This is a genomic window from Limnobaculum allomyrinae (genome assembly GCF_016649425.1).
Classification (GTDB): domain Bacteria; phylum Pseudomonadota; class Gammaproteobacteria; order Enterobacterales; family Enterobacteriaceae; genus Limnobaculum; species Limnobaculum allomyrinae.
The window spans coordinates 1-25951 of record NZ_JADRCR010000017.1 but is presented as its reverse complement, the minus strand read 5'-3'; the positions used below and the strand labels follow the sequence as shown (position 1 = coordinate 25951).

Below are 25951 nucleotides of genomic sequence, written 5' to 3'. Positions count from 1 at the left end.
ATTACCCCTCCAACGCTTTTTCAGCCAGCGTAATAACCTCTGGCAATTTATCTGCGGGGACCTGACCTAACTTAGTTGCGCCGAACGTGGCCAGAATTTCCACCGCTTCACTACGGTACCCACCTTTGGCCAGTTTAAGAATTAAAGAGGAAGCGGTATCAAAGATGGCTTTAGGATCTTCTTCGGTAGTGGTTAAGGAGGTATCTGCTACCGGAGGTTTATCTTCCTTAATCTCCTTATTTACTTTATCGGCCTTTTTCACTTTAGGCTTAACGCTTGAACGCTCGTCTTGCGGGGTACGGAGTAATAAATCAGCGTACGCGCGGCGGGATGCGATATCTGGTATAGCATCCCAATGCTTGAACATCTGAATACACAGGTTGAGTAGTACTGGTTTTAGTAAGTGTTTCGACGGTTCGACCCCCGCAAGCGCCATATATAGGGCGTCGGACTTATCGGAAAGTTCGCTACCGCTTTCGGCTGTGACAAACTCATCTACCGCGGCTAGCTTCTCGGTCGTTAGGTCGGTAGCGTTCTCACCGTACAGAAGTGCAAGAGCGATAATTTTTGCGCGGTCTAACGCTTCGATATCTGGTTTTTTATCACTTTCAACCGCGATAGTTACCTCGGTAACTTCCACCGTTTTATGTACTGGCTTCTCGTTCGGGGTAAAAACCCCTGTACTACCGACGTTTTGCATTACAGCGATGAGTTGGCGCATAACTTCGGTATTTTCGGTAATAGCTAATTCTAAGCTCATGTCTTATTCCTCAATTTGAACGAATTGGCCTTCGTCATTGATGTAATACGGGGTGTTGGCCATAATGCCGTTTTCGCCTACGTAGGCGATTGCAAAGCGAATACGATCACCATCGTTATACGGAATAGCTGCGCAGCCACCTTCACCTAACACGATGCGTGAAACAGATCCCGCCGCTGCAACTACTGCATTTTCTCCAGTAGCGTTGATTTGCGCCCAGTCACCGGAGCTACCGATTCGCGCCCAGTCACCGGAGCTACCGATTTGCGCCCAGTCACCGGAGCTACCGATTTGCGCCCTGACACCGGAGCTACCGATTCGCGCCCTGACACCGGAGCTACCGATTTGCGCCCAGTCACCGGAGCTACCGATTTGCGCCCAGTCACCGGAGCTACCGATTCGCGCCCAGTCACCGGAGCTACCGATTTGCGCCCTGACACCGGAGCTACCGATTCGCGCCCTGACACCGGAGCTACCGATTCGCGCCCCGTCACCGGAGCTACCGATTTGCGCCCAGTCACCGGAGCTACCGATTCGCGCCCCGTCACCGGAGCTACCGATTTGCGCCCAGTCACCGGAGCTACCGATTCGCGCCCCTTCACCGGAGCTACCTTCTCCTTCGGTCTGATCGGTTGGGTGCTCCATGCTGTTCAGGTCTTCGACCATTAAGTCGGTTGCGGCAGTTTCTGCTTTAACGAACCCCGGCTCGTTTAGGAAGGTGTCGTACATCTGGTTAACTAACCAAGATGCATCATCAAAACGTTTGTCTTTCGTCAGTGCTTGGTGAACGTCGGCGTATGCGCCGCCTTGGGGAAATTTTTCAAGGAACCAACGATAGCCAGATGTGCAGGCGTCCCACGACTTAACTTGTTCTTTAGTTATTTGCATTACAGAGTCCTTACAGTGATAAGTAGAATGGATACAATCAGGCCCGCTACCGTGGCGTAGGCCAGAACGGTGACTAGATCAAATGTGCGTTGGCGCCGGTAACGAAGCACATCCGTACCGGTTAACCTGTGGAAGTTTTCGGGTTTCATTAGCTGGATGACCTTTCTTGGTATGTGAAAGCCCTGTGAGTACAGAGCGAATTTATGTGTTCGGTTTTTATAATCGAAGGCCCTGATACCAAGACCTTCTGTTATAAACTGATACGTATTGCCGGCATCCTGCCCCGCCACGTCCCGACGCATGGTTTAAAGTCGCGCCGTTCGACTATGCTTTGCTTTTTTGAATTTATTTATAATTCAATATTGAATTTATACGCGCGAGCGAATGCAATGTCAATTCAATAATGAATTTATATTTGTAAAAAAATACCAACTAAAAAGTCGGTATTGAATTTATTGGGGTATTTTAGTTATCTACATACAGGGAGGATTTTGCGATACCTGCAACGTACTGGATGCATTCTATTTCACTAAGGGCGAACCTAATAGGAAGGTGTTCTTCATTTACGGACATAACCATGATTTCGCTATCCCTCTCATATAAAAAGGTTTTAACCATAACTTGCTCATCTCTAGTTATAACTAACACCTCATCGCCTGGTAGGTATCCGTGGTTAGGTTCTACTACGACATACTCGCCATCTTTTATACGTGGTTTCATCGAATCGCCTGAACAACGTAGTGCAAAGGCATCCGGATCGCGGGTTGGCCAGTTGATATAACCGTCACCATGGCCAACGGGATACTGCATGTTAACCCAGTGACCGCCATTACCTAACTGGGCGCCGCCGACAACGGGTACCTGTTTGAAATTCACTTTCTCAGGGTTGTTACTAACGTTTTGTTCTAGCTGTGCGTGGGATAAATCCTGCTCAGCGATATCCTGGACAGTAACTTTAAAAAAGCTAGCGATACGTTTTAACAGAGCATATTTAGGATCTTTTATTTCACCTGCCATTAATCGATGCATCGTCGGCTGCGGAATACGACTATTTTTTGCCAGTTCGGTAACGTTGGTTATGCCGCGTTTATGCATCAAAAGATTAATGTTCTTAATAAGCTGCTCTGTTGTTTTGTCCATGATCAAGCCCTTTAGAGTGTCTATCCTAAAATGAATATTCTGTTTTGAATATATTACTCTAGCTTTGAATTCAATTCTGAATTATTATTAAATCCAGTATTGAATTTAATGGCCGAGAGGATACAAAAATGCAAGAGCAAGGCTATACACCGCGGGAAATTGTGCAGTTCTTAATTAACGCGGGGCTTACCCAAGTCGATATACAGAATAAAACCGGCATCAGTCAGGCTTCAATAAGCAGAATTCTGACGGGTAGATCCACTGATTTACGTGTCTCCGTTGTTACTGCGCTAGAAACTTTATTCTTAGAGGTGGATTCGTGGACCGAAAACGACGGTAGGGAGTAGGGCATGTCGCAGATCAAACAATGGGGTGCGACACCGGAGGAATGGTTTCATTTCGATTTGGTACTAGGGCGTACTCATGACCTGTTACCTGTCGTATGTAACCCCGACGCGCCGCTATCTCCTGACAGTAAACTAAAGGCTTTAGGTAAAACCCCAAGCCATTACAACGGCAACCGTCAAGTTGTTGGCCTGGCCAACTGGACTAAACGCGAAATAAGCGACGCTAATATTGAACGCTGGAGCCAAGAGAATGATTACGGTATCTGCTCTCGTATGGGTAAAGGCTGGTTAGCGTTGGATTGTGATAGCGAATCGCCTGATATTCAGGATGTTGTACAAACATTATTACTTACTCATTTCGGAGAACTACCCCCGCGTCGGTACCGGGTGAACAGTAATAAGTGTCTTTACTTGTTGGCTATCGTGGGCGAATACCGTAAACGTATCCACCGGTTGAGTGATGATAACGGAATTATTGAATTACTGGCGGACGGTCAGCAGGCTGTTATAGCGGGTACCCACCCAAGCGGCGCCCGTATTGAATGGGATGGCGGTTTACCTGACGAGCCATCTGTTATCACGCCAGAACAGTTGGAGGTCTTCTGGTCTGCGCTGGCGGAAGTACTGCCGGTGGAGTCTTCGACCGAAGTCGGTATAAGTCGCTTACGTGACCGAAGCACTTTTACACCTAATGCCACCGACGAAGTATCTGAATATCTGGACGCCAACAATTGGACGTTGGATTTCGGTTCTAGTGGTGAGCGTTATATTCGGTGTCCGTTTGAAGATGGCCATAGCGGGTTATCGGATCCTACCTCTACAGTTTATTTTCCTGCCGGTACCGCGGGTTTTGAGTTAGGTCATTTCAAATGTCTACACGCCAGTTGTGCGCATCGTAACGATGGCGATTATCTGAATCAAATAGGTTTTCGTCATGATGATTTTGACGATCTGGAGCCTTTGACCATATCGGAAGAGCAGGATATCCCTGCGCTGGAAACCGATAAAGTAGGCCACTTCTTAGCAAGGTATATTCAGATAGCGGAAGGGGATTTAGTTTGCGATTTATTACTACCTCCGCAGCACGGAGTTCTTAAATACACCGAGTTTTCTCGCACTACCGCCAACATCCAGATCGTAGAGGCAAAGGGCAAAACCTTTGTCGATGTCGCAGTAAGCAATAAATGGTTATCTCACCCGCTACGTAAAACGGCAAGAGGGAGTAAGTATCTACCTGGTCAAGAACGGCTGATTACTGATACTTATGGGCTGAACTGGATTAATACCTTTTACATGCCCGAATTTACGTTAACCGAAAGCATCGACCAGCTCGGCGTTTTCCTCGATCACATGGCCTATATCTTGCCGGTTGAGGTCGAACGCAATTGGTTCATTCAGTGGATGGCGTTTACGCTGCAGCGACCTGAAACCCGGTGTAAGGTTACTCCGCTGCTTGTGGCCAAGACTCAAGGCACGGGCCGCGGTTGGATTGTGGAATTGATGGAAGCGCTACTCGGGGCATGGAATTGTACCAAAACCGAGTTGGAGGACTTGGCTACCGGTAGTTTTGGTAACTGCCTTAATCAATCGCTTATGTGTAGCGTAGAAGAGTCGAAAGAAGGGGGTAAAAACCGGTTTTCTATTAACGCGAGTATCCGCAGCATACTGACAGAGAAGCGGCTGGAGGTGAACCTTAAATACGGTGCCAAAGGCACTATCGATGTTTTCACCAATTTTTTCATGATGACCAATCACACCGACGCCCTGGTCATTCCGCAAGAAGACCGACGGATAAACGTATTTTCAGGTCCCGACGAACCTAAGAACGCTAAGTATTACGACCGCTTGTATGGTGCCTTAAACGACCATACGTTTTTAGCGCAGGTGTACAGCTATTTAATTCAAATGGATCTCTCATCATTCAATTGGAAGCGCTCTTTTGATACCCCAGCGCGGCGGGAAATGATCGAAAGTAACCAAACTGATACTGAAAAGCTGTTATTAGAGCTGCTATCCGATCCTCCATATCCCGCAATGGCCCAACACCAAATTTTTTATGAGCTACGCCAACGCGGAGGGATTGACTTTATTTTAGACGAAGGCGTCGCAAAAAAGGTACTGCAGAACAGTTCAGCACAATGGTTAACGTATCAACCGCGGGTTAACGGGGTACAGGTTCGCCCTTGGTTATTGGTAAAAAATAACAAGTTAAGTAACAACGACATTAAAACGGCAATGGAAACCTGCGAAAAATTACAAAGTGGTTTTTAGGAATGACACAGTGACACAGTGAATGACACAGTAAAAACAGGGCTGTGTGCCATCAAAATTATAGATAAATCAGTAGATAAAAAAGAAATGACACAGTGACACACTAAATATCTAATTAAAGCGTATAGGAATAAAAGTATATGTATACATGTCACGCATATATACACATATATATATGTATATGTGGTTTAGGCGTTTTAGTGTGTCACTGCTTCAAAAACGGCACTAAACCAGTAACGGCGCGGCTTACAGGCTGACACAGCAATGACACAGCAGCGAAACCACTGTGTCAAAAGCAATTGCGTGAATTTTTACAAAGTTGAGAAAAGTTGAGGCGTAAGACTATGCGACTAAGAAGCAGCACTTATCGATATCTAGGACAAACCAGCACCCGGGTTTATGGGTAACTAAAATTCCAGTAGTAGCAAAACGTAGAGGCCAGACTAATGCGCAGAGATATTCAACAAGTTTTAGAACGCTGGGGCCGGTGGGCGGCAAGTGATGAGTACTGCTCGCTGGTTGACTGGCCCGCGCTGTCGGTTATCCCTGGATATAAACCGGCATCCGGTAAGCCTGTGTGTTCTGACGAAGACGGGCTGGTGATTGATACCTGCATTGCGCACATGAGCATGGTACGCCCTGTAGAAGATATTTTGATACTAGGCCAAAGGTTCATAGGAGGGCATACCACGCGATTTATCGCGGAGGCTATGGACATGCCTAGATTTAACATTACCAGCTCCCTGCGGGCTTCTGAGGAGTTTTTATCGGGGTGTTTGGTAGCGATGGCGGTAAGGCTTGATATGGATCCTGAAATCTCCTTACCGAAAATGCTTGCGGACGGCCAAAAACATGTGCTAATCTTTTAGCATCTAAAATTGTACATGCAATTTATATCTTCAATAAAGGGCTCCCAAATCGACGGGGGCCTTTTTGCTTTTCTGGGATAAGTCGGTAAAACGAGGGCTACGATAGCCAAATTACCCGAACACCAATACCCGCGAAATGTTAATAGAATGTTGTAGCTCAAAACTACACAGAATCGACGAGATAACTTGTTATTTTGCGCCACTCACCACGATTTTATGACGAACCCTAAAATCGTGGTGCGGAAAATGACCATTATGTTAAATAGCGAACTTATCCGCTAAATAATCCTCTCCATAGCCTCGCCATCGTGCGGGGCTTTTTTATGTCTCCCGTTCGGGGGTATGGACCAATGGAAATGCCTGAAAAAGATCTCAACTTTTGGACGGACGTAGCTAACTGGCTAAACAGCAATGCCGCCGCCATAACCGGCGTTGCCGCTGGTTTCCTTATGTCCGCATTTAAGACGCAACGCGCAGGCGATACGCTGAAAGATTCATTCTATGAGTCTTCTATGTGTGCGCTGTTCAGCCTGGGGGTGATTACCACCCTGGAGTACTTCGGCCTGCCCAAATCTATGGCCGTACTTGCCGGTGTGATTATCGGCTCAATGGGTACGAAGACCATCGGCAAAGTAATCGACGCAGTTATAGCGCGGCGCACAGGGGGCGGCAGTGATAACCAGTCAGGTGGGAATTAATACTATCAAAGCGTTTGAGTCGTTGCGGCTGGGTGCGTATCTCTGCCCGGCTGATGTCTGGACAATAGGCTACGGCCACACAGATGGTGTTAAACGCGGCGATTTGATAAGTGCAGATCAGGCGGAACGCTTCCTTAAGGGTGATGTAATCAAGTTTGAGCAGGACATCACCCGGTTAGTGAAAGTGCCACTAACACAAGGCCAGTTTGACGCATTGGTATCGTTTGTCTTTAACGTCGGTACACGGGCGTTCAGCAATTCCACGATGTTACGCAAGATTAACGCCCGTGACTTCGCCGGTGCGGCAAATGAGTTTAGCCGCTGGGTATACGCCAACGGTAAACGACTCGCGGGATTAGAGCGCCGCCGCAGGGCTGAAAAGAAGATCTTCGAATCATGAGCATCACATCAAAACTTATTAGCGCAGGTCTGAGCGTGTTGTGCATTGTTGCGTTGCTGATGTATTGCCGCTGGCTGAGCAACGAGGTTGCACAGTTACGGAACGATAAGCAGCAAACTATCGCAGCTTTGGGCGAAGCACAGGCCGACGCAGCAAACATACGCAAGCAGTACGGGCAGATACAAGGAGTGCTTGACAGTGTCGCAGAACAAAAGCAAGCCGGCGATAAACGCACCGCAGAGCTACAACGGCAGCTTAAAGCGGCACAGGTCGGTTCTCCATGCGCTGGCGTGCGCGTGCCTGATGCTGTTACTCAGCGGCTGCGCGAACGCGCCGCCGAAATCAACGCCGCCGCTACCGGTTCCAACTAGCCTCTTTAAACCGTGTCTGGTGCCTGATTATCAGGTGCAACATTACGGTGATTATCCCGGCTACATTGCCGAACTCTTCGCAGTCATTGAGCAGTGCAATAGCCAGATATCAGCAATAGAGAAGATAGAGGCATTAAGGTAACTACATGGACAAGGTAAAAAAGCTCCCAGCGCGTAAAGAGCTGTTTTGCCACGAATACATTATTGATTTAAAAGCTGGGCCGGCGGCTATTCGTGCGGGGTACAGCCCCAAAACAGCGTACAGTAAAGGCCCTTGTTTACTACAGGAACCTGATGTACTTGAAAGAATAAATATACTCAAAAGCGATCGGATTAAGACGTTAGGTATCGACGCTAACTATGTGTTGTTACGTCTGTATGAGATTGATCAGATGGACGTGGCGGACATTCTGCACGAAGACATGAGTATAAAGAACGTGTCCGAATGGCCAGCGGTTTGGCGCCTGACGATCCAAGGCATTGACCTGATTAATTTGGCTTCTAAGGAAGATCTAGATGTCATACTGAAAAAAATAAAATGGCCTGACAAAGTCAAGAATCTTGAATTACTGGGTAAGCATATCAGTGTTCAAGCGTTTAGAGAAAACGTTAAAAATGAACTCACGGGTCCAGACGGCGGCCCTATTGAAGTTTCCGACATCAGTGATGAGGCATTAGAAGATCGCCTACGGGAGTTAGGTTATGGTCGTGACACAGACCAACTCAGCGAGAAACAGACAAACGCTGGAAGCATTCAAGAAAAGGGCGATTAGTAAGGCCTCGGAATCTTTAAAAGATTTTACTCTCTACACATACCCCAAATACGAGTTTGGTTGGTTTAATGCTTTATTGTGTGCGGAATTAGATCAATTTTTAAAAGATGCTGAAGACGGAAAAATGCCACGGCTGATGATTTTTGCGCCACCAAGGTCAGGTAAAAGTGAAATTGCATCACGTCGGTTTCCTGCGTATGCGTTAGGTAAGCACCCTGATTGGAATGTCATATCATGTTCATATTCTGCGGATTTAGCCAATCGAATGTCACGAGATACACAACGTATTGTTGATTCCGCTAAATATCATGATGTATTCCCGAATGTCCACCTAAATGGCAAAAATATACGCACGGTTGCTGGTGGCGCTATTCGCACTGCTGAATTGTGGGAATTAGTTGGGGCGGATGGTGACTTACTTGGCGGGGCTTATCGTGCCGCGGGTGTTAATGGCGGTATCACCGGGCAGGGGATGAATATAGGTATTATTGACGACCCGGCGAAAGACTATAAAACAGCTTCATCAGTTGCTTACCAAGAAGCGGTACTTGATTGGTATGACACTACGTTTTTTACCCGAGCTGATCCCAAAATTAATGGAATTATCATAATTCTAACCAGATGGCACAAAGATGATCTTGCTGGGCAACTTCTAAAGTTAGCAGATGAGGGGGGCGAGAAATGGCGTGTTGTTAGTTTCCCGATGGAAGCGGAACAGGTAGAGACTCATGAGTTAAATGGTAAAAAGTACCACCTACGAAATCCTGGTGATTTGTTATTTCCCGAACGTATGCCTCAAGCTTTTGTTGATAAATGTAAGCAAAGAGGTTCCCTTGTCTGGAATGCTCTGTATCAGCAGCGGCCAACAGCCAAAGGTGGGGGGCTTATCAAGTCAACATGGTTTGGTGAGTATAAGATTTTGCCCCCTATCAAGTGGAGTTCTGTGTATGCGGATACTGCACAAAAAACCAAAGAGGCCAACGATTACTCGGTATTTGAGTTTTGGGGTCTTGGCGAAGATGGCCGACTGTATTTAATAGACATGATACGCGGTAAATGGGAGTCGAAGGAGCTGAAACGAAGAGCAGTTGCTTTTTGGGTGAAATGCAAAGCAAGAACGGATTGTGGGGCTGTCATCTCAATGAAAGTCGAAGATAAATCATCCGGCACCGGCCTTATTCAAGATATCAGATCAGAAGCTTTCTGCCCTATCACTCCTATTCAGCGGGATAAAGATAAATACACTCGCCTGCTGGATGTTCAAGGTTATATCGAATCTGGTTACGTTTTCCTACCGGCGGAATCGGATTGGGTTAACGATTTTTTAGTTGAGATGGAAGGTATAACAGCTGAATTCAATACCCACGACGACCAGCTAGACCCAATGATGGACGCTATTGCGGACATGAAGTCAGGAGAACTTAATATCTGGGCGGCAATCGGAAGACAGTAACTTACCCAAAAAAATATTCTTTTTCCTTCAAATTATCCCGCGAGGATGTATGTCCCGAAAGAAACGCCAAAGCGGCGCACAAAAGCCCGTTGCGACAGCTGACGGGTATAATAATTTCACGGCTAAACTTGGTAACAACACACAGAACATCCAGACAGGCGGAACCTACACACCGGGATATATTACCCGTAATCGTGTGATGTTGGAATTCGCCTATCGCTCATCATTTCTTGTTGGTGCTGGTGTGGATGCAATGGCTGATGATATGACCCGAAAGGGGATCAATATCAGTTCCAAACTTAAGCCAGGTCAAAAAGGAACGATCGAGACATTCTGGGATGAGATAGCTATCTGGGATGGACTTAATGACACTCTGAAATGGTCACGTCTTTACGGTGGAGCGTTACTTGTAGTCCTCATTGAGGGGCAAGACGATGAAGGCAATATTGTTTTCGTTAACCCTTCAAACTACTCAGAGCTGGCCCACGGACATATTCAGAATGTCCGACGCGGCGCCGTTGATAAATTGGATCTGCTCATTGCTGACGTACTGGTTAAGCGACAGGAGGCAATTGACGCGATTAACGCTGGCCTGACGGATGTTAGCTGCGGCTACGACGCACAGTACAAACAATTGGCTCCGGGTAAAGGTAAGCAATATCAAATCACAGGTAATCACCTGGCTGTCGGCATTGACCGCGGTCGGGCTGGTGGCCGTTGTGCAATCGGGGATTCCATCCCATCTATAACAAAGGAGAAGCCTGTAATGTCATGGCTTAAAAAACTGGCTCAGGCCATTAAGACAAAAGATGAAGCCGCTATGCAGCAACTCATCGACGAAGCGCCGGAAATAATGCCGTCTGATGGCATGGCATCAACCCCCGGTTCAACAATCAATATCAACATACCTTCACAGGCTACCTCTCTACCTGCGGAACAGCGGACCACAGCAGATAATGAAGGTGGTGTGACTGAACCAAAGAATGAACCAACCGGTGATGAAGAGATTCCAGCATGGGCGAAAGCGTTGCTTGTTCGACTGGAGAAACTGGAAGGTAAAACCACTGACGGTGATCCCGATCCGGAAAGTATGACTACGGATGAAGATGCTGAAGAAGACCGTAAGGTAACGGGCGATGCAGCTTTCAAACGTAATCTGATTGCAGATGCGGAAATCATCTACCCGGGGTTTCAGCCAGCTAGCGACAAGGGGCTGAAGCGCCAGGTGCTGAATCACGTCATGCGCACTGGTGATAGCCTGAAATCGTTCGGTGTACCTGATTTCACTAAAGCGCCTAAAGCAACAGTAGATGCGGTATTTGCTGCAGCCGTAGCACTCAACAAGGCGAAAAATCACATCAAGCCGCTGAATAATGGTGTTCGTACCATTGACGGAGCACCACAGACCAAAAACATGACGCCAGCTGAGCTTAACAAGCTAAACGCTGAATTCTGGAATAACCGTAAATAAGGTAACTAAACATGGCTGGAAAGGCTTATTTATACCGGATGCCTATTGGCATTCCCGGGGGTGTAACACGTCCCCGCGATCTTACAATTGAACCTGTAGCACTGAATTACCAGAATCAGTTCACTTCTTATGGGCTGGTTGGTAAATACGTTGGCGATAAGTTTGTGCCACTGGTTGATGGTGACACTATCGATAAAGTGAAAGGGATTCTGGTTCGCCCATTCCCGATCACCTCGTTTGCTGATTTAGCTTATATCGGCGTTAACGTTAATCAGATTGGTGACAATCTAAAACGTGGTTATATCTGCGTGAAAGTAACGGCGGGTAATGCGGTAACAGCGCAAAAAGGCGCGCCAATTTATGTCCGTGTGGCGGCGGGAACTTCTGGTAGTCCGGTTGGTTCCTTTGTCTTAACACAGGACGCAACCGCAACAAACACACCTCAGCTACCAAATGCAGAGGTAATGGGACCGGGTGAGGCTGACGGTCGTATTGAAATTGCATATAACATCTGAGGAATAATGAATGTTTACAGTTGACAGAGCTACCATTGACTCCACCGGCGCTTTTCTTGTCGGTGAGCTGGAGCGCATGGATCAAAATCTGAATATGCCGTTGGTGTCCGTTAAATGGTCCCGCGATATATCAATGCGTAGCGATATTTCTATCGCGGATGAAGTATCTTCCTTTACCAATACGGATTTCTCCAGTGTAGGTGGGCCAAACCCAACCGGTAAGAACTGGATGGGCAAAAAAGGGACGGCGACACCAGGACCGGAGCTGGATATTACCCCAACCCGTAACAATCTGACACCTTGGGCTACAGAAGTTTCATGGAACGTTCTTGAGCTTGCTTCTGCACAGCAACTCGGTCGCCCCATTGATGTACAGAAATATACAGCAATGAAAATGAAGTGGAACATGGATACCGATGAGCAGGTTTATATCGGAGACGAAGTTCTGGGTGTTCCCGGTCTGCTTAACTTACCTGACATTCTTCCACTGGCTGCCGCTGCTGCATGGACTGCGACTACCGATCCAGACGTTATGCTTCAGGATGTTAACCTATTGCTGACCGATGTCTGGGTACGTTCTGGCTATGCTATATGTCCTGCGAAAATCGGCCTTGCTCCTGAATTGTTCGGGCTGATGACGACTAAAAAGGTGTCTTCTGCGGGTAATATTTCTGTACTCGAATACGTAAAAATTAACTGCATCTCTTTTCAGGAAAACGGTGAACCTCTCAATATCGTTTCTATGAAATGGGCATCTAAGCGCGGCGCTGGCGGCTCTCATCGTATTGTGGCGTACACGCAAGATGAGCAATATGTTCGCTTCCCGATGGTACCACTACTGAATACTCCGCTGGAGTATCGAGGCATGCAGCAATCGTCTGTTTATTACGGCAAGCTGGGTCAGGTGGAAGCACCGTATTCCAATACGATCTCTTACCTGGACGTTCCAGCGTCTTAACCTGAAAACGAAAATGGCGGGGATACCTCAGGGGAAACCCGCCTTTTTTATGGAGCATTAATATGAAATACGTTGTTTCTGGTGGGGCCACACTCAGTTTTGCTGATGGTACTAAATTTAATCTGTCACAGGGCATTCATGACAGTTCCTATTTTCCGGATAACGTGAAGAAACACTGGGCTTTTAAGGCGTACGCTAAGCCGCTGGATGAATCAGATTTGGAGAAAGAGCAGAACACTGAAGATCTTGCTGCCAGTCTGGTATTACTGACAGAAGAAAACGACAAACTGAAAGCGCAACTGGTGGAGCATGAAAAAACTATCACCAAACAGGCTGGTGAGATCACCGAGCTGAAAGCGCAACTGGTTCCCGCTGATGGTAAATCTTCTGATACTACAGATAAAACCGATACCACGGACAAAACCGATGATACGGGCAAATCTGACACTACCAGTAGTGAGGGCACTAAAAATGCCAAAAAACAGCCGGCTTCCAACTAACGAACAGTTTCGCACCGACTTTCCCGAATTCTCCGACAAAACCCAGTATCCCGACGCCTCAGTTAATTTTTATCTGGGGCAGGCTGACGCACTTCTTAATCAGGATGTGCTTGGCGATCAGTTTGTCTATCTGGCTGAGCTTTTTACTGCCCACTATACGGAGCTACGAGGTCGTTCGCTGGCCGCTGCCGCTATTGGTGGTGTTAACAGTAATGGATCTGCTGGTGTGGTGTCCTCCAAATCAGTAGATAAGGTTTCAGTCAGTTACGACGTGTCCAGCGTAATCGATCCCGATGCTGGATTCTGGAATAACACGGCCTATGGTAGAGAGTTTTACTGGTGGTGGTCGATGTTCGGAGCTGGTGGGAGACAATTACTATGAGTGGCGTCAGGGTAACGACGGATAACGTCGCCGATATTTTACGAGCATTAGAGAGTCTTTCTAATAAAGAGGTATTGGTTGGTATCCCGGAAGCAAACGCAACGAGAGAGGATGGCGAAAAGCTAAATAATGCGGAAATTGGTTATCTGCAATCTACTGGTGCGACAGTGAGTATCGGAGGCCAGACCGTTACGCTTCAGCCGAGGGCTTTTCTTGATATGGGAATTGAGGACAGTCAGGGCCGCACAACTGAGCATCTAAGGGCTGCAGCAGAATTTGCACTGGATGGCAAAGAAGATGCAGCCAATAGAGAACTGGAAAGAGCAGGGCAGATTGCACGCGATGCTTCTAAAGCTGTTATCTCTACAGGAGATCGTCTTCATCCTCTGTCAGAAAGAACGCTTGAAGCCAGACGGGCGCAAGGTCTTCCAGGTGAAAAGCCTTTGTATGCACATGGTTACCTTCTGCGGTCAATCAATTACGTTGTGAGGGATAAATAATGCCGCTTCTTGATGTAACAGAGGTTCTTCTTGATCCCTACTTTTGTAATACCACTCTGATTTGTCACCGTAATGTTCAGACGATGGATGAGGATAATTTTGCAGTTAACACAGCGCAGAATATCCCTTTCTCTGGCGTTGTTACCGTTGATCGGTCACTGGAAGCACGGCGAATGGAAGCAGGCCAGAATATCAGTGGGGCAATTCTTATTGTGACTCGCTTCAGACTTACTCAGGGAATGCCTGGGCTTGATGCTGATACTGTCACCTATGAGGGGCGAAAGTACCGCGTGACGTTTGTTGATCCATATTCCGCTTATGGTGCTGGATTTGTTCAGGCGCATTGTGAATTGCTGGAATTTGATGGGGGAACACCTGTTGAGTAATGACAGCACAAGCGCCGGGTATCTGACACCTACCGGGATCGAACCAACGTATGACGAAGCGTTAGAGCGTGAAATCAGTCGTTGGATACGCGGTGTTACTGGTCTGGAAGTAAATAAGGTGTTTCCAAGATGGACCGAAACACAACCTAAAATACCTAATTCCGGCGTTACATGGTGTGAGTTCGGTATAACGGCTATCCCGCAAGACTATTCGCCAGCCCATGTACAAAACGACAGTGAGCATTCGGAACAATGGTCACATGAATCAATTTCAGTCATTTGTTGCTTCTACGGACCTTCAGGCCAACGGACAGCCACGCTATTTCGTGATGGTATGGCAGTTGCCCAGAACAACGAAGAACTGAACGTCACAGCCGGTCTTACACTTCTTGAGTGCGGAAGGATTATTTCTGTACCAGAGCTTATCAACAACACATGGGTACGCCGTTACGACATCACTGTAACGCTGCGCCGTAAAACAATACGCGAGTACAACATTAAATCGCTCGTGGACTCACCCGTCAAAATATTCGGAGAATAATCATGACTCAAGGTTTATCTGTATCGCGTGTTGTCAGCGTGCAGGTTTCGCTTGCCGTTAAAGCGGCGGCGGGACGTAACTTTGGTGCGCTTCTCATTCTTGGTACATCTGATGTACTCACTGCACCAGAGGTTATGCGGTTATATAACGACATTGAAAGCGTCGCTGAAGATTTCGGGATCGCATCAGAAGAATACAAAGCTGCAAATTTATATTTCCAGCAGTCACCACAGCCGCGTGATCTGTATATCGGTCGTATGCAGAGAACGCCAACTACAGCAACACAAGGTTACCTGACCAGTGCGGTTCTATCATCAGCTGAACAGGTAATGAGTAACTTTACTTCAGTTGAGGATGGGGCGCTTAAATTTCCGGTAGACGGAACCATGAAGACGGTGACAGGTATTGACCTGTCAGGCGTTACGGATTTGGCTGGTGTGGCTACAGCGGTACAGGCGAAGCTAACAGGTACTACCGTTGCATGGGTAGCGGGTTCTAACCAGTTTACTATTACTTCGGCGACATCCGGTGCAACGTCATCCATTGGTATTCCTATTGCTGCCGGAACGGGGACTGATATAGCACCTCTGTTGGCGATTGATTCAGCACATAATCCAAGTGTTATTGCTGGTGAAAATGCGTCTGGGGGTTCTCCATTACCTTCTGTCGTTGTTGCTTTGAATTACTCGGCTGACTGGTATGGGTTGGTTATTGCAGATCCTGCCATGACCGATCAAGACCATATGGATGTATCCGCATTAATTGGGTCCGCCAGTGATTCTCGTGTATACGGCGTTAGTACTAAAGCCGTGACAACTCTGGACGCTACAGTGACCGATGATATCGCCAGCCGCTTAAAAGCTGCCGGCTATGGACGGACCTTCGTTCAGTATAGTCAGGTCGATTATGCTGCTGCGTCTGCATTCGGTCGGGCGTTTACCGTGAACTTCCTTGGTAATAACACTACGATCACACTTAAATTTAAGCAAGAGCCAGGCATTACAGCCGAAGTGATCACCGCGCAACAGGCCAACACGCTACAGGCGAAAAACTGCAATGTGTTTGTTAAATACGCAAACGATACGGCCATTATCCAAGAAGGCGTGATGTCAAACGGTGATTTCTTTGATGAACGGCATGGGCTGGACTGGTTACAAAACTATGTACAGAACAATCTCTGGAACCTGCTGTATACCTCCACGACGAAGATCCCACAAACAGAAGCGGGTGTAACACGACTATTGACGAACATTGAGCAATCTATGGATCAGTCAGTCAACAACGGTCTGGTGGCGCCTGGTGTCTGGAATGGTGGCGATATTGGGGAGTTAACAGCCGGAGATACTCTGACAAAAGGGTATTACGTTTACGCTAATCCACTGGATACACAGGCGCAGGCTGATCGGGAAGCCAGAAAAGCACCTGTTATTCAGGTTGCTGCAAAACTGGCCGGTGCAATCCATTTCGCCGATGTTCTGATTAACGTGGTGCGGTAAGGAGAATTTATGTCCACATACAGTTTTATCGATGTTACAGCATCTCTTGTCGGTCCTACAGGCAACGTCGATCTGGGCTATGGCTCGGCTAACTCAGAAGAAGGCATTTCTATTGCCATGACCGAGGCTAAAAATACCATGACAACCGGCGCTGACGGTGAAGTGATGCACAGTCTGCATGCAGGTAAAAGCGGGACCATCACGGTAACGCTACTGAAGACCTCCCCAGTGAATAAAAAACTGTCTCTGATGTATAACGCACAGAGCCTGTCATCGTCTACGTGGGGGAATAACGTCATTGTTGTTCGTAACAAGGTTTCAGGTGATATCACGACTGCTCGTACAGTCGCTTTCCAAAAACAACCTGATAATCAAAACGCCAAAGTTGGCGGTACCGTGCAGTGGGTTTTCGACTGCGGAAAAATCGACCAGTTGCTGGGGACATTCTAATTTATGGAATTTGAAATCAATGGTGTGGAATATCGCACCGCCAAACTCAATGTATTTGACCAGCTTAAAGTATCGCGTAAGTTGCTTCCCGTTCTTGCGGGTATGGCATCTGAATTTGACGCTATTAACTCCATGAGAGCAGGTGGTGATACGTACGCGTTACTGGCTACCGTGGTACCTAAAATCGCTGATGCTTTGGCTGATATGTCTGATGACAGCGTAAATGCCATCCTTCATCCTTGTCTATCGGTAACATCACGAAAGCATAACAAAGGCTGGACCCCGGTATTTAGTCAGGGTGAGTTGATGTTTGATGACATAGATCTGCCTGGCATGCTGCAGATTGTCGGGCGTGTCGTTGGAGAAAGCCTGGGTAGTTTTTTTCCCGAACTCCCAGAGTCAGAGACAGCTACCCTGTCAGCGGATTAACTCTGGACTCCTTGCCTGATGGCGAGGATTTTCTTATGCGCCCGGTGGATGCCGGGTATATCCCTTATACGGCGTTAATAGACGGATCTGTAGACCTGTCGGATATTGCACGCATGAATGACTGGCTGGATTTGAAAGCCGATAACGAGGCGAGAATAGAGAGATGGAGACAGGATAAATGAGTGCTGAAACTATTAAATCATTTCTCGTTTCGCTCGGTTTTCAGCTTGATGAAGCTGGTGCCCGTAAATTTGAAGCTACTATTGTCGGCACAACTAAAACCGTCATGAAGATGGGATTGGCGGTTGAGAGCGCTGGTTTATCTGTCGTTGCGTTTACAGCCAAAATTGCTCAAGGGCTTGATCAGCTTTATTTTGCCTCCCAACGTACCGGCGCTTCTGTTGAAGGTATTAAGGCACTGGGTTATGCAGCATCGCAGGCTGGTGTTAGTGCTGAATCAGCAAAAGGTTCGTTAGAAAGTCTGTCCCGCTTCATGCGGAACAATCCCGGGGCAGAGGGATTTCTAAACCGTCTCGGTGTCCAGACCCGTGATGCGCGTGGGCGTATGCGGGATATGGCTTCCATCTTTACCGGTGTTGGCCAGCGCCTGAGTACCATGCCTCATTACCGCGCTAATCAATATGCTCAGATGCTGGGTATAGATGAAAATACGCTAATGGCAATGCGGCGTGGTATGGGGCGCTTTACCGGCGAATATAACGCTATGGCGAAAGCTATCGGGTTTAATGCCGATCATGCTGCCGTATCATCGAATAAGTTTATGACATCTCTACGCTCATTCGGTGAAATGGCAGGAATGGCCAGAGATAAAATCGGTAGTAATCTGGCTGACGGGTTATCAGGTTCTATCGACCGTTTGCGTCGTCAGATAATCGATAACTTCCCCAAAATTGAAACCGTTATCACTAAAGGGGTGAAAGGTATTCTCTGGATGGGGGAGGCTTTGGGTCGGATTATATTCAGGATGATTCAGGCGGGTGAGGCAATCACTGACTGGTGGAAGGGTCTGGATAGTGGCTCTAAAAAACTGATTATGGTGTTCGGGGCTTTAGTTGTAGCCTGGCGATTGCTCAATAGTGCGTTTCTCACGTCACCGATTGGGATAATTATTTCCTTAGCAACAGCTATCGGATTGCTTTGGGAAGACTACCAGACATGGAAAGAGGGCGGAAAAAGCCTGATTGACTGGAAGGGTTGGGAAAAACAGATTGATTCTGCATTAGAGAATATAAAGGTGTTAAGGGACACCATCATATCTCTGGGTAAAGAGGTAGCCAAACTCCTGAATATAGACCTCAGTTCATGGTCTTTACAGTGGGAGTTTGAAAACCTGAGTAAGAATCTGGGTGATTTAGGCCAGATGCTGGACAAGATAGCCCAGTTACTGAATGCCATCAAAGATGGCCGGTGGTCTGATGCTGCCAGAATTGGTAAGGAGCTTCTGGATCAGGGTAAAGGTAATCAGGATGCTATTCCAGAAGTAACAGCAACAGCAGTCCGCCATCGTGAGGCGGTGATCGATTTCTATCGCCAGATTAACGGTAAGGTGAATCAATTTTTACCTGAGTTTCTGGGTGGAACGCCAGCGAATAGCGCCTCAAGTTCTCCTAACGAAGGTGTTTCATCTGTTGGCGGTAGCGGTCCCCGAGGGATCCGTAACAATAATCCGGGAAACATTGATTTCAGAGGACAGAAAGGGGCGACGCTGGAGCGCCCAGGTGGAAGATTTGCCCGTTTTAAAACGGCATTTGACGGGCTGCAGGCTATGTCTAAGCAGCTACTGAGGTACTTCGATGGTAAAACCACGGGGAAACGCCTTCAGACTATCCGCGATATTATCTCCACCTGGGCCCCCGGCAATGAAAATAATACTGGTGCGTATATTAGTCAGATGTCAAAGAAACTAGGTGTATCGCCGGATGTAGCGCTTAACTTGCGTGATCCTAAAGTCATGTCGGCGTTGATGAACGGTATTGTTCAGCATGAAAACGGTCGTAATCCATACAGTAGTGATTTAGTTCACCGGGCTGCTCAGTCAGGGATCGGTGGTAATTCATTCCAGCAGGAAACAAACATCCATATCCATGGTGTCAGTGACCCAAGACAGGCGGGGCAGGAAGTAGCACAGCGTCAGCAAGGGGTTAATTCACGGGCCACTCAGCAAATGCAGAAAAAGGTAACCTGATGGATATTTTATCAACACTGTTTAATTTACAGAGCCGGAAGATAGGATTACTTGTACCTGATGTTGTTATTTCTGAAAAGCATTCTGATGTACTGGAAATAACAGAGCATCCAGTGGAGCAGTTAACTACAGAGGGAACGGCATACGTAGCGGATCATGCGTATCGGCGTCCTTCAGAAGTCACTATGGAAATAGGGTTTGCTGCTGGTGGTTCGTTGCTTGATTTTGTTGATACATCGGCGATTGGTATAAAACTGGGTATGTCACCGAAGGAAACGTACGAAAAGATCATTGAAATGCAGCGAGCCCGGGAGCGGATAGACGTCACCACGGGAAAGAAGCAGTACAGCAATATGCTGATCCGCGCTGTTGAGGTGACCACCGACAGAACCAGCGAAAATGTGTTAATGGCTACCTTAACATTAAAAGAAGTCATTATTACTCAAACTGCTGATTTTGTCGCTGCCAGCCAGAATGACATGGAAATGGGAGCTGATACCTCAGCAACGCAAAATACAGGGACAAAGGCTACAACCCCAGTAGATAGCAATGAGTCGATCCTTAGTAAAGCAGGGGGAGTATTCTCGTTATGACTATCAATGAAATCCCTCTTACCCCGTATAACCAGAAGTTTAATATAGCCCTGGTTGGTGTTGTGTACAAAATGCGCATTGTCTGGAGAGCGTCTTTCTGGTGTCTCGATATATCAGACAATAGTGATAACCCACTGGTAACCGGTATACCACTGGTAACGGGTACTAATTTACTTGCTCAATATGCTTATCTTAATTTTGGTTTCTCATTGGTTATCTACTGTGATGTCCGTGGACAGGAAAACCCAACAAAAACCGATCTTGGTACCAAAAGCCACCTTTACGTTATTACGGAGTAAACATGTCTCAAAACTGGTTACGTCATTTTGAAATCAGACTTTATGATAATGACGGCGGCGGTATTAGCCTGTCTGATTTTAAGGTAACTTTTGATATTCAAAAAATGCCTAATACAGCCTTTGCTGGTTCAGTTGGTAATTTTAAAATCTATAACCTGTCATCGTTTACCGTAAACAGCATCATGGGTGAGGAATACTCGCATATTGAGGTTATTGCCGGGTATGACGGAATGCCACAAAAAGCAGATGCGACCGAAGATGAAGCAGAGGTTGCTGCAAATAACTCTAATTACAGCATTATTTTTTCTGGTGATATTCGTTTCTGTATCACGGGTAAAGATAATCCAACCGACTCATGGATACAGCTGCAGTGTATTGATGGATGGAAAGGCCACTTAAATGCTGTCGTCTCTACAACAATAGCCGCTGGCTGGCAGTGGAAAGACGTGTTTAATGTAGCAATGAGGACGTATGAGTCGTATGGTATCACCGTAGGGCAGGTTCCCGAAATGCCGGATACTGTTTTCCCCCGGGGGAAAACAATCCACAGTAATACACCAAAGGTTCTTAATCAGGTTGCTAAAGCCTGTAATGCTGACTGGTGGTATGAGAATAATCAGGTCATGATTCGTCCTAATGGTACCTATTTAAGTGAAGCAGTCGAACTTAACTCAAATAATGGTCTGATTGGGTACCCGCAACAAACTATGGGTGGTGGTATTAATGTACGCTGCCTGATAAATCCAAATATCCGTATGGGTGGTTTGGTGCGCATTAACCAGGGTTCTATTTATCGAACTGCCCTATCTAATGATGAAATAGGCAACGGTCCAGGTAGAATTAGTACTATTAATGCTGATGGCGATTATATAGTAGGAAGTATAGACTATCGTGGTGATACCCGAGGGCAGAACTGGTATATGGACTTAATGTGCATAGCAAAAGGCTCTGCTGATCTGATGAACAATTCGACAATCAATCGCGTGGGGCCTTTAATAGGATGAAGATTAAGTTTTTTATTATTCCAACAATATTCTTTTGTTTCTTGATTTCTGGATGTAGCTCTTCTCCAAGGGCGGAAAGCCTACCGGAGTCGGTGACTAATAAGAGTATATCAGCGAATACAACTCAAAGAGAAAAGCAGGAAAATAAAGAAAAAAGAAAATCATTTGAACAAGAGCATCCAGAAGTTCCTGTACCAAATATTAGTAATGATTTTTCAGATAAAAATGCAGCTGCAATGAGTAATGCATTTAACCGAATTCCTTTTGTTACAAGATACCCAGATAGTAAAGATCTTGAAAAGGTATATGTTAATGTTGATGGTTATGAATTGACCTTGGGAAGGATACTCGTATCCATAAAAGAATTATCAACAGAATGCCAACGTGTATCCGCCTATACAGGTTCAGATCTTAAAAGTTATTGCATTAATCAAATGAGCAAAGATCTATCTGCTTTTGCTGCTATGGTTAAGGATAAAAATACTCTAGGATCAACTAAAAGAGCAGCGTTAAGAGAAGCAAGCATTGGCGCCACTATATATTTTGGTCACGCGGCCAGACTTGCAAAAATGCATAATGAAATGTGTAAAAAACAAAATAATGATGGCTACGTTAAGATGGTTACATTATCTGCACTATGTAAGGATTTTAAAGGGTTTGGTGTGAATTAATTGAAGAAGAGCAAAAGCCAAAAAACAGCAATAGCGAGTGCAAAGGCTATCTTGCTACCTTAATATACTTTTTAATCTTAATGAACCCGCCAACTGTGAACTGAGCGGGTTTTTTATTGCCCGGAGAAAATAATGCCAGTCTCTATACAGGCTCAAACCGGTTCTGAACAACCTATGCTGCAGGACCTCAATGAATCCGTTTCTGCTGAATTACGTGTTGCAGCACCGGGTATTATTCAATCTTTTGATGCTGATGCTGTTACTTGTGTTGTACAACTGGCTCCACGAGGGAGTGACGGCAACGGTTCGGTTGACCTGCCCGTGCTTGTTGACATACCAGTATCATTTCCCCGTGGTGGGGGTGTCACATTAACCTTTCCAATATCACAGGGTGACGAATGTCTTGTGATTTACTCTGATCGTTGTATCGACTTCTGGTGGCAGAGCGGAAGTGTTCAGGAAACTGTAGAGCCAAGAATGCATGACGTATCTGACGCTTTCGTTATTGTTGGTCCGCAATCGCAAGCGAAAAAAATCGGGGGTATTAGTACTACAGCAGCTCAGTTTCGTAGTGATGACGGCTCTACATATTTCGAAATAGATCCAACTACCAAAAAAATTAAGATCGTTGCCCCTGGTGGAATTGACGTTATTACTCCTGTTGCTGATTTTTCAGAACAAGTAACGATTCATGGCCTGCTTACTTTCCTTGGCGTAGATGCTGGTAGTGATAACTCAGGACCGGTGACTTGATATGAGATACAGAAGAGAAAATTCTGACGGGGATTACACCTTTGGATCCGGTGATGAGTCCTGGTTGATTCATTCACCCGAAGCTGTGGCGCAAGCTGTAAAAACTCGGTTTGAATTATGGTACGGGCAGTGGTTTCTTGATACGACGAAGGGGATGCCGTGGTTGCAGTCGGTTCTTGGTAAGCAAAATCCGGAGGTCTACGACATGCTGATACGCAGATATATTCTGGAAACTCGCGGCGTTAATTCCATTATTAAGCTGGATACGGTCGTTGATACCAATCGACGACGAGTAACGTTTGAAGCGGAGATTAACACTATCTATGGAACGGCAACGGTAGAGGGAACAGCATAATGACATTAAACATTGACTCTCTGGGGTTATCGGCGACCGTAACAGCAACTGGCATTAGTGCCCCAGATTATCAAACAATATTAAACACGCTGATCGGCTACTTTAAGCAGATTTACGGAAATGACGCCTATCTCGAACCGGATAGTAAAGATGGACAAATGGTGTCCCTCGTAGCGTTAGCTATTCACGATGCCAATAATACAGCTATTCAGGTTTACACCTCATTTTCACCTTCAACGGCATTATCTGGAGCATTAACCAGTAACGTAAAAATAAACGGAATTAGTCGTAAGGCTGCAACCAACTCGACTGTTGATTTGCTCCTGAGTGGTACCGCTGGAACCACTATCAATAATGGATCAGTAAAGGATGATAACGGCGTTATTTGGAATTTACCTGACGTTGTTGTTATTGGCATTGATGGAACAGCAATTGTAACGGCAACAAGTTCGATATCAGGTGCTGTAGCGGCTCTTATTGGTACGGTAACCGGTATTAACACACCGACACGAGGCTGGATTGCAGTAACAAATCCAACAGCGGCCTCCGTTGGCTCTCCGGTCGAAAGTGACGCAGAGCTTCGTATTAGACAGAACCGTAGTGTTGCTTTACCTGCATTGACGCCGTTTGATGGTGTTGACGGAGCGATAGCAAACGTTGATGGTGTTACCAGGCACAAACTTTATGAAAACGATACGGGAATTACTGATAGCGATGGACTACCACCTCATTCTATTTCTGCAATAGTTGAGGGCGGTGACGCTACCGAAATCGCACAAACGATCAGGGGAAATAAAGGGCAGGGTGTATCTACATATGGAACTACGTCTGTATCGGTGCCAGATCTTTACGGTAATCCGCACACTATAAAATTCTCCCGGCCTGAAATCGTGCCTATCTATGTATATATATTGCTTAAAGGTTTTACTGGTTACACAACGGCAATTGGCGAACAAATTAAAATAGAGGTAGCAGCATATATCAACTCATTAATTATTGGGGATGATGTGTTGATTAGCCGTGTTTATTCTCCTGCTAACCTTGGTGTCGTGAGTGGGGGTAATGCTAAATATTATGACATTCTGGAATTGAAAATTGGCAGGAGTGCCGGAACTACTGCGGCGGCTAATATCGTTATTGCATATGACGAAGCTGCAGAGTGCTCACCAGGCAATATCAATATAGTGGCTACTGTATGAGTAAATATACAGATTTAATAACGAACTACCACGCAACAAAACCTATCTTCTTTGACCACATTGATTTAAGCACAAGGCCGCTGATCGATATCGACAGCACTGTATCCGGACTTATCTCAGCTTTTGATCTTGATAGCGCGGTGGGCGTTCAGCTTGATGCACTTGGCGAGTGGATAGGTCGTACTCGTTATGTTCAGGAACCTATATCAGGTATCTATTTCTCATGGGATACAGACGGACTTGGGTATGATCAGGGTGTTTGGCAGGGACCGTTTGATCCGGATGCAGGCTATAGGGCGTTGAGTGACGATACATATCGAATAGTACTGAAAGCTAAGATCGCAATAAATAATTGGGATGGTAAGAACGATTCTTTACCTGCAATTATTGATACTGCGTTGTCTGGGTCGGGGATCAGCATGCAGATTATTGATAACCAAGATATGACGATCTCTATATGGGTTTTCCCCGATACCACTCTCGAATTTGTTGATTTGGAATTACTTGCTGCGATACGACAGGGATATCTCACGGTTAAAGCTGCTGGTGTTTTTACGGATGGAATATTAACACCATCAGAAGGTAATAAGTTTTTTGGATTTGATATGGAAAATGACTACATCGCCGGTTTTGATACTGGCTCATGGGGAGTGTATTTGTAATGCCAATTAATAATTTTAAAGCCTTTGCGCTTGATCATAATGCTAACGTCATGTCACAGACTGACTGGGAAGCACTACCTGCTCTACAGACCGGGTTCTCTTCTGGCAAGGCATCCAGTGCGCAGGTAAACAAAGCAATTCGTCAATCGACCTCGATTGCCTCACTTGTGGGGCAGTTTATTGCGAATTCTGGCGATGATGCGCTGGATAATGGTGATGTGGATGAGCTGGTGACAAAGTTCACGAACGCGCTTATCACAAACCTCCGTTTAGGAGCTGGTGCACCGGCTATTGGTATCCCATTCTTCTGGCCATCATCTGCGATGCCGAATACTGTGATGGATGAGTGGTCGGATATGGTATTTCTGAAATTCAATGGGGCTACGTTTTCAGCAACAACCTACCCAAAACTTGCATTAGTTTTCCCTGGCTTATCACTGACGGAAGCGCGAGGCGAGTTTCTACGCTTGTGGGATGAAGGTCGTGGTGTTGATAGTGGAAGGGCACTGCTCAGTTCACAAAGCGACGCAATTCGAAATATCACGGGTAGCGTGGGGTACATTACGATGGTGGGAACTTCTAGTGTTGACGGAGCTTTTACTGTTGGAGGT

At 46.3% G+C, this 25951-nt stretch carries 34 protein-coding genes; 31 read left to right on the top strand and 3 right to left on the bottom strand.

Going from position 1 to position 25951, the window contains the following annotated elements; all coding sequences use genetic code 11:
• Window position 1 precedes the first annotated feature (1 nt).
• The 3 genes from I2494_RS19575 to I2494_RS19565 form a co-directional block, all read right to left on the bottom strand.
• Window positions 2-760 carry a hypothetical protein gene (locus I2494_RS19575; RefSeq protein ID WP_218468622.1) on the bottom strand — a complete coding sequence of 253 codons (759 nt, stop codon included), beginning with the start codon at window positions 758-760 and terminating at the stop codon, window positions 2-4.
• A gap of 3 nt (window positions 761-763) precedes the next feature.
• The gene (locus tag I2494_RS19570; RefSeq protein WP_228351032.1) at window positions 764-1648 is read right to left on the bottom strand and encodes a hypothetical protein; all 885 of its coding nucleotides are present in this window, start codon (window positions 1646-1648) and stop codon (window positions 764-766) included.
• Window positions 1649-2113: 465 nt separating this feature from the next.
• Entirely contained in the window at window positions 2114-2788 is a 675-nt protein-coding gene (locus I2494_RS19565; RefSeq protein WP_218468620.1) for a S24 family peptidase, read from the bottom strand.
• Between the two features lie 128 nt (window positions 2789-2916).
• On the opposite strand from I2494_RS19565, the gene I2494_RS19560 reads away from it, so the two are divergent.
• From I2494_RS19560 to I2494_RS19415, 31 genes are all read left to right on the top strand, one after another.
• Window positions 2917-3135, top strand: a complete 219-nt coding sequence (locus tag I2494_RS19560; RefSeq protein WP_218468619.1) for a helix-turn-helix transcriptional regulator — start codon at window positions 2917-2919, stop codon at window positions 3133-3135.
• A gap of 3 nt (window positions 3136-3138) precedes the next feature.
• Window positions 3139-5406 carry a DUF5906 domain-containing protein gene (locus I2494_RS19555; protein ID WP_228351031.1) on the top strand — a complete coding sequence of 756 codons (2268 nt, stop codon included), beginning with the start codon at window positions 3139-3141 and terminating at the stop codon, window positions 5404-5406.
• 446 nt (window positions 5407-5852) lie between these two features.
• Window positions 5853-6275 carry an antiterminator Q family protein gene (locus I2494_RS19550; RefSeq protein ID WP_218468617.1) on the top strand — a complete coding sequence of 141 codons (423 nt, stop codon included), beginning with the start codon at window positions 5853-5855 and terminating at the stop codon, window positions 6273-6275.
• 323 nt (window positions 6276-6598) lie between these two features.
• Window positions 6599-6973, top strand: coding sequence for a phage holin, lambda family (locus tag I2494_RS19545; protein WP_218468616.1), 375 nt, complete (start codon window positions 6599-6601; stop codon window positions 6971-6973).
• A complete protein-coding gene (locus I2494_RS19540; RefSeq protein WP_218468615.1) occupies window positions 6948-7373 on the top strand; it encodes a lysozyme in 426 nt (141 codons plus the stop codon). Before I2494_RS19545 ends, I2494_RS19540 begins: the two co-directional genes overlap by 26 nt.
• A gap of 188 nt (window positions 7374-7561) precedes the next feature.
• Window positions 7562-7744, top strand: coding sequence for a hypothetical protein (locus I2494_RS19535; protein ID WP_228351030.1), 183 nt, complete (start codon window positions 7562-7564; stop codon window positions 7742-7744).
• Window positions 7677-7886: an Rz1-like lysis system protein LysC gene (gene lysC / locus I2494_RS20745; protein ID WP_407657932.1), complete on the top strand. Its 210-nt coding sequence runs from the start codon at window positions 7677-7679 to the stop codon at window positions 7884-7886. Before I2494_RS19535 ends, lysC begins: the two co-directional genes overlap by 68 nt.
• A gap of 4 nt (window positions 7887-7890) precedes the next feature.
• A complete protein-coding gene (locus I2494_RS19530; RefSeq protein WP_218468613.1) occupies window positions 7891-8517 on the top strand; it encodes a terminase small subunit in 627 nt (208 codons plus the stop codon).
• On the top strand, window positions 8447-9970 hold the full coding sequence (gene terL, locus I2494_RS19525; RefSeq protein ID WP_218468612.1) for a phage terminase large subunit: 1524 nt from the start codon (window positions 8447-8449) through the stop codon (window positions 9968-9970). Before I2494_RS19530 ends, terL begins: the two co-directional genes overlap by 71 nt.
• A 49-nt stretch (window positions 9971-10019) precedes the next feature.
• Window positions 10020-11441, top strand: a complete 1422-nt coding sequence (locus I2494_RS19520) for an anti-CBASS protein Acb1 family protein (protein WP_228351029.1) — start codon at window positions 10020-10022, stop codon at window positions 11439-11441.
• Window positions 11442-11452: 11 nt separating this feature from the next.
• A complete protein-coding gene (locus I2494_RS19515) occupies window positions 11453-11956 on the top strand; it encodes a structural cement protein Gp24 (protein WP_218468609.1) in 504 nt (167 codons plus the stop codon).
• 10 nt (window positions 11957-11966) lie between these two features.
• Window positions 11967-12914 carry a major capsid family protein gene (locus tag I2494_RS19510; protein WP_218468608.1) on the top strand — a complete coding sequence of 316 codons (948 nt, stop codon included), beginning with the start codon at window positions 11967-11969 and terminating at the stop codon, window positions 12912-12914.
• Between the two features lie 62 nt (window positions 12915-12976).
• Entirely contained in the window at window positions 12977-13414 is a 438-nt protein-coding gene (locus I2494_RS19505; RefSeq protein WP_218468607.1) for an STY1053 family phage-associated protein, read from the top strand.
• Window positions 13386-13796 carry a DUF4054 domain-containing protein gene (locus I2494_RS19500; protein WP_218468639.1) on the top strand — a complete coding sequence of 137 codons (411 nt, stop codon included), beginning with the start codon at window positions 13386-13388 and terminating at the stop codon, window positions 13794-13796. The genes I2494_RS19505 and I2494_RS19500 overlap by 29 nt, the downstream gene beginning before the upstream one ends.
• A complete protein-coding gene (locus I2494_RS19495; RefSeq protein WP_218468606.1) occupies window positions 13793-14296 on the top strand; it encodes a hypothetical protein in 504 nt (167 codons plus the stop codon). Before I2494_RS19500 ends, I2494_RS19495 begins: the two co-directional genes overlap by 4 nt.
• Window positions 14296-14682 carry a head-tail adaptor gene (locus I2494_RS19490; protein ID WP_218468605.1) on the top strand — a complete coding sequence of 129 codons (387 nt, stop codon included), beginning with the start codon at window positions 14296-14298 and terminating at the stop codon, window positions 14680-14682. Before I2494_RS19495 ends, I2494_RS19490 begins: the two co-directional genes overlap by 1 nt.
• Entirely contained in the window at window positions 14675-15223 is a 549-nt protein-coding gene (locus I2494_RS19485) for a phage neck terminator protein (protein ID WP_218468604.1), read from the top strand. The genes I2494_RS19490 and I2494_RS19485 overlap by 8 nt, the downstream gene beginning before the upstream one ends.
• A 2-nt stretch (window positions 15224-15225) precedes the next feature.
• On the top strand, window positions 15226-16719 hold the full coding sequence (locus tag I2494_RS19480; protein ID WP_218468603.1) for a DUF3383 domain-containing protein: 1494 nt from the start codon (window positions 15226-15228) through the stop codon (window positions 16717-16719).
• Window positions 16720-16728: 9 nt separating this feature from the next.
• The gene (locus tag I2494_RS19475) at window positions 16729-17169 is read left to right on the top strand and encodes a DUF3277 family protein (RefSeq protein WP_218468602.1); all 441 of its coding nucleotides are present in this window, start codon (window positions 16729-16731) and stop codon (window positions 17167-17169) included.
• A 3-nt stretch (window positions 17170-17172) separates the two neighbouring features.
• Window positions 17173-17598: a phage tail assembly chaperone gene (locus I2494_RS19470; protein WP_218468601.1), complete on the top strand. Its 426-nt coding sequence runs from the start codon at window positions 17173-17175 to the stop codon at window positions 17596-17598.
• 35 nt (window positions 17599-17633) lie between these two features.
• Entirely contained in the window at window positions 17634-17780 is a 147-nt protein-coding gene (locus tag I2494_RS19465; RefSeq protein WP_218468600.1) for a DUF6889 family protein, read from the top strand.
• On the top strand, window positions 17777-19804 hold the full coding sequence (locus tag I2494_RS19460) for a lytic transglycosylase (RefSeq protein WP_218468599.1): 2028 nt from the start codon (window positions 17777-17779) through the stop codon (window positions 19802-19804). Before I2494_RS19465 ends, I2494_RS19460 begins: the two co-directional genes overlap by 4 nt.
• Window positions 19804-20397, top strand: a complete 594-nt coding sequence (locus I2494_RS19455) for a phage baseplate protein (RefSeq protein ID WP_218468598.1) — start codon at window positions 19804-19806, stop codon at window positions 20395-20397. The genes I2494_RS19460 and I2494_RS19455 overlap by 1 nt, the downstream gene beginning before the upstream one ends.
• Window positions 20394-20696, top strand: coding sequence for a phage baseplate plug family protein (locus I2494_RS19450; RefSeq protein ID WP_218468597.1), 303 nt, complete (start codon window positions 20394-20396; stop codon window positions 20694-20696). Before I2494_RS19455 ends, I2494_RS19450 begins: the two co-directional genes overlap by 4 nt.
• Window positions 20697-20698: 2 nt before the next feature.
• A complete protein-coding gene (locus I2494_RS19445; protein WP_218468596.1) occupies window positions 20699-21700 on the top strand; it encodes a baseplate hub protein in 1002 nt (333 codons plus the stop codon).
• The gene (locus I2494_RS19440) at window positions 21697-22371 is read left to right on the top strand and encodes a hypothetical protein (RefSeq protein ID WP_218468595.1); all 675 of its coding nucleotides are present in this window, start codon (window positions 21697-21699) and stop codon (window positions 22369-22371) included. The genes I2494_RS19445 and I2494_RS19440 overlap by 4 nt, the downstream gene beginning before the upstream one ends.
• 132 nt (window positions 22372-22503) lie before the next feature.
• Window positions 22504-23124: a Gp138 family membrane-puncturing spike protein gene (locus I2494_RS19435; protein WP_218468594.1), complete on the top strand. Its 621-nt coding sequence runs from the start codon at window positions 22504-22506 to the stop codon at window positions 23122-23124.
• A gap of 1 nt (window position 23125) precedes the next feature.
• On the top strand, window positions 23126-23479 hold the full coding sequence (locus I2494_RS19430) for a hypothetical protein (protein WP_218468593.1): 354 nt from the start codon (window positions 23126-23128) through the stop codon (window positions 23477-23479).
• On the top strand, window positions 23479-24678 hold the full coding sequence (locus I2494_RS19425; RefSeq protein WP_218468592.1) for a baseplate J/gp47 family protein: 1200 nt from the start codon (window positions 23479-23481) through the stop codon (window positions 24676-24678). The genes I2494_RS19430 and I2494_RS19425 overlap by 1 nt, the downstream gene beginning before the upstream one ends.
• Window positions 24675-25340, top strand: coding sequence for a DUF2612 domain-containing protein (locus I2494_RS19420; protein WP_218468591.1), 666 nt, complete (start codon window positions 24675-24677; stop codon window positions 25338-25340). Before I2494_RS19425 ends, I2494_RS19420 begins: the two co-directional genes overlap by 4 nt.
• The coding region (locus I2494_RS19415) for a phage tail protein (protein WP_228351033.1) at window positions 25340-25951 on the top strand (612 nt) is incomplete at its 3' end. The genes I2494_RS19420 and I2494_RS19415, both read left to right, overlap by 1 nt.

Bases quoted from the DNA above. Each gene is read 5' to 3' on its own strand.
- I2494_RS19575 (WP_218468622.1), bottom strand. From the start codon at position 760: ATGAGCTTAGAATTAGCTATTACCGAAAATACCGAAGTTATGCGCCAA.
- I2494_RS19570 (WP_228351032.1), bottom strand. From the start codon at position 1,648: ATGCAAATAACTAAAGAACAAGTTAAGTCGTGGGACGCCTGCACATCT.
- I2494_RS19565 (WP_218468620.1), bottom strand. From the start codon at position 2,788: ATGGACAAAACAACAGAGCAGCTTATTAAGAACATTAATCTTTTGATG.
- I2494_RS19560 (WP_218468619.1), top strand. From the start codon at position 2,917: ATGCAAGAGCAAGGCTATACACCGCGGGAAATTGTGCAGTTCTTAATT.
- I2494_RS19555 (WP_228351031.1), top strand. From the start codon at position 3,139: ATGTCGCAGATCAAACAATGGGGTGCGACACCGGAGGAATGGTTTCAT.
- I2494_RS19550 (WP_218468617.1), top strand. From the start codon at position 5,853: ATGCGCAGAGATATTCAACAAGTTTTAGAACGCTGGGGCCGGTGGGCG.
- I2494_RS19545 (WP_218468616.1), top strand. From the start codon at position 6,599: ATGTCTCCCGTTCGGGGGTATGGACCAATGGAAATGCCTGAAAAAGAT.
- lysC (WP_407657932.1), top strand. From the start codon at position 7,677: ATGCTGTTACTCAGCGGCTGCGCGAACGCGCCGCCGAAATCAACGCCG.
- I2494_RS19530 (WP_218468613.1), top strand. From the start codon at position 7,891: ATGGACAAGGTAAAAAAGCTCCCAGCGCGTAAAGAGCTGTTTTGCCAC.
- terL (WP_218468612.1), top strand. From the start codon at position 8,447: ATGGTCGTGACACAGACCAACTCAGCGAGAAACAGACAAACGCTGGAA.
- I2494_RS19520 (WP_228351029.1), top strand. From the start codon at position 10,020: ATGTCCCGAAAGAAACGCCAAAGCGGCGCACAAAAGCCCGTTGCGACA.
- I2494_RS19515 (WP_218468609.1), top strand. From the start codon at position 11,453: ATGGCTGGAAAGGCTTATTTATACCGGATGCCTATTGGCATTCCCGGG.
- I2494_RS19510 (WP_218468608.1), top strand. From the start codon at position 11,967: ATGTTTACAGTTGACAGAGCTACCATTGACTCCACCGGCGCTTTTCTT.
- I2494_RS19505 (WP_218468607.1), top strand. From the start codon at position 12,977: ATGAAATACGTTGTTTCTGGTGGGGCCACACTCAGTTTTGCTGATGGT.
- I2494_RS19500 (WP_218468639.1), top strand. From the start codon at position 13,386: ATGCCAAAAAACAGCCGGCTTCCAACTAACGAACAGTTTCGCACCGAC.
- I2494_RS19495 (WP_218468606.1), top strand. From the start codon at position 13,793: ATGAGTGGCGTCAGGGTAACGACGGATAACGTCGCCGATATTTTACGA.
- I2494_RS19490 (WP_218468605.1), top strand. From the start codon at position 14,296: ATGCCGCTTCTTGATGTAACAGAGGTTCTTCTTGATCCCTACTTTTGT.
- I2494_RS19480 (WP_218468603.1), top strand. From the start codon at position 15,226: ATGACTCAAGGTTTATCTGTATCGCGTGTTGTCAGCGTGCAGGTTTCG.
- I2494_RS19475 (WP_218468602.1), top strand. From the start codon at position 16,729: ATGTCCACATACAGTTTTATCGATGTTACAGCATCTCTTGTCGGTCCT.
- I2494_RS19470 (WP_218468601.1), top strand. From the start codon at position 17,173: ATGGAATTTGAAATCAATGGTGTGGAATATCGCACCGCCAAACTCAAT.
- I2494_RS19465 (WP_218468600.1), top strand. From the start codon at position 17,634: ATGCGCCCGGTGGATGCCGGGTATATCCCTTATACGGCGTTAATAGAC.
- I2494_RS19460 (WP_218468599.1), top strand. From the start codon at position 17,777: ATGAGTGCTGAAACTATTAAATCATTTCTCGTTTCGCTCGGTTTTCAG.
- I2494_RS19455 (WP_218468598.1), top strand. From the start codon at position 19,804: ATGGATATTTTATCAACACTGTTTAATTTACAGAGCCGGAAGATAGGA.
- I2494_RS19450 (WP_218468597.1), top strand. From the start codon at position 20,394: ATGACTATCAATGAAATCCCTCTTACCCCGTATAACCAGAAGTTTAAT.
- I2494_RS19445 (WP_218468596.1), top strand. From the start codon at position 20,699: ATGTCTCAAAACTGGTTACGTCATTTTGAAATCAGACTTTATGATAAT.
- I2494_RS19440 (WP_218468595.1), top strand. From the start codon at position 21,697: ATGAAGATTAAGTTTTTTATTATTCCAACAATATTCTTTTGTTTCTTG.
- I2494_RS19435 (WP_218468594.1), top strand. From the start codon at position 22,504: ATGCCAGTCTCTATACAGGCTCAAACCGGTTCTGAACAACCTATGCTG.
- I2494_RS19430 (WP_218468593.1), top strand. From the start codon at position 23,126: ATGAGATACAGAAGAGAAAATTCTGACGGGGATTACACCTTTGGATCC.
- I2494_RS19425 (WP_218468592.1), top strand. From the start codon at position 23,479: ATGACATTAAACATTGACTCTCTGGGGTTATCGGCGACCGTAACAGCA.
- I2494_RS19420 (WP_218468591.1), top strand. From the start codon at position 24,675: ATGAGTAAATATACAGATTTAATAACGAACTACCACGCAACAAAACCT.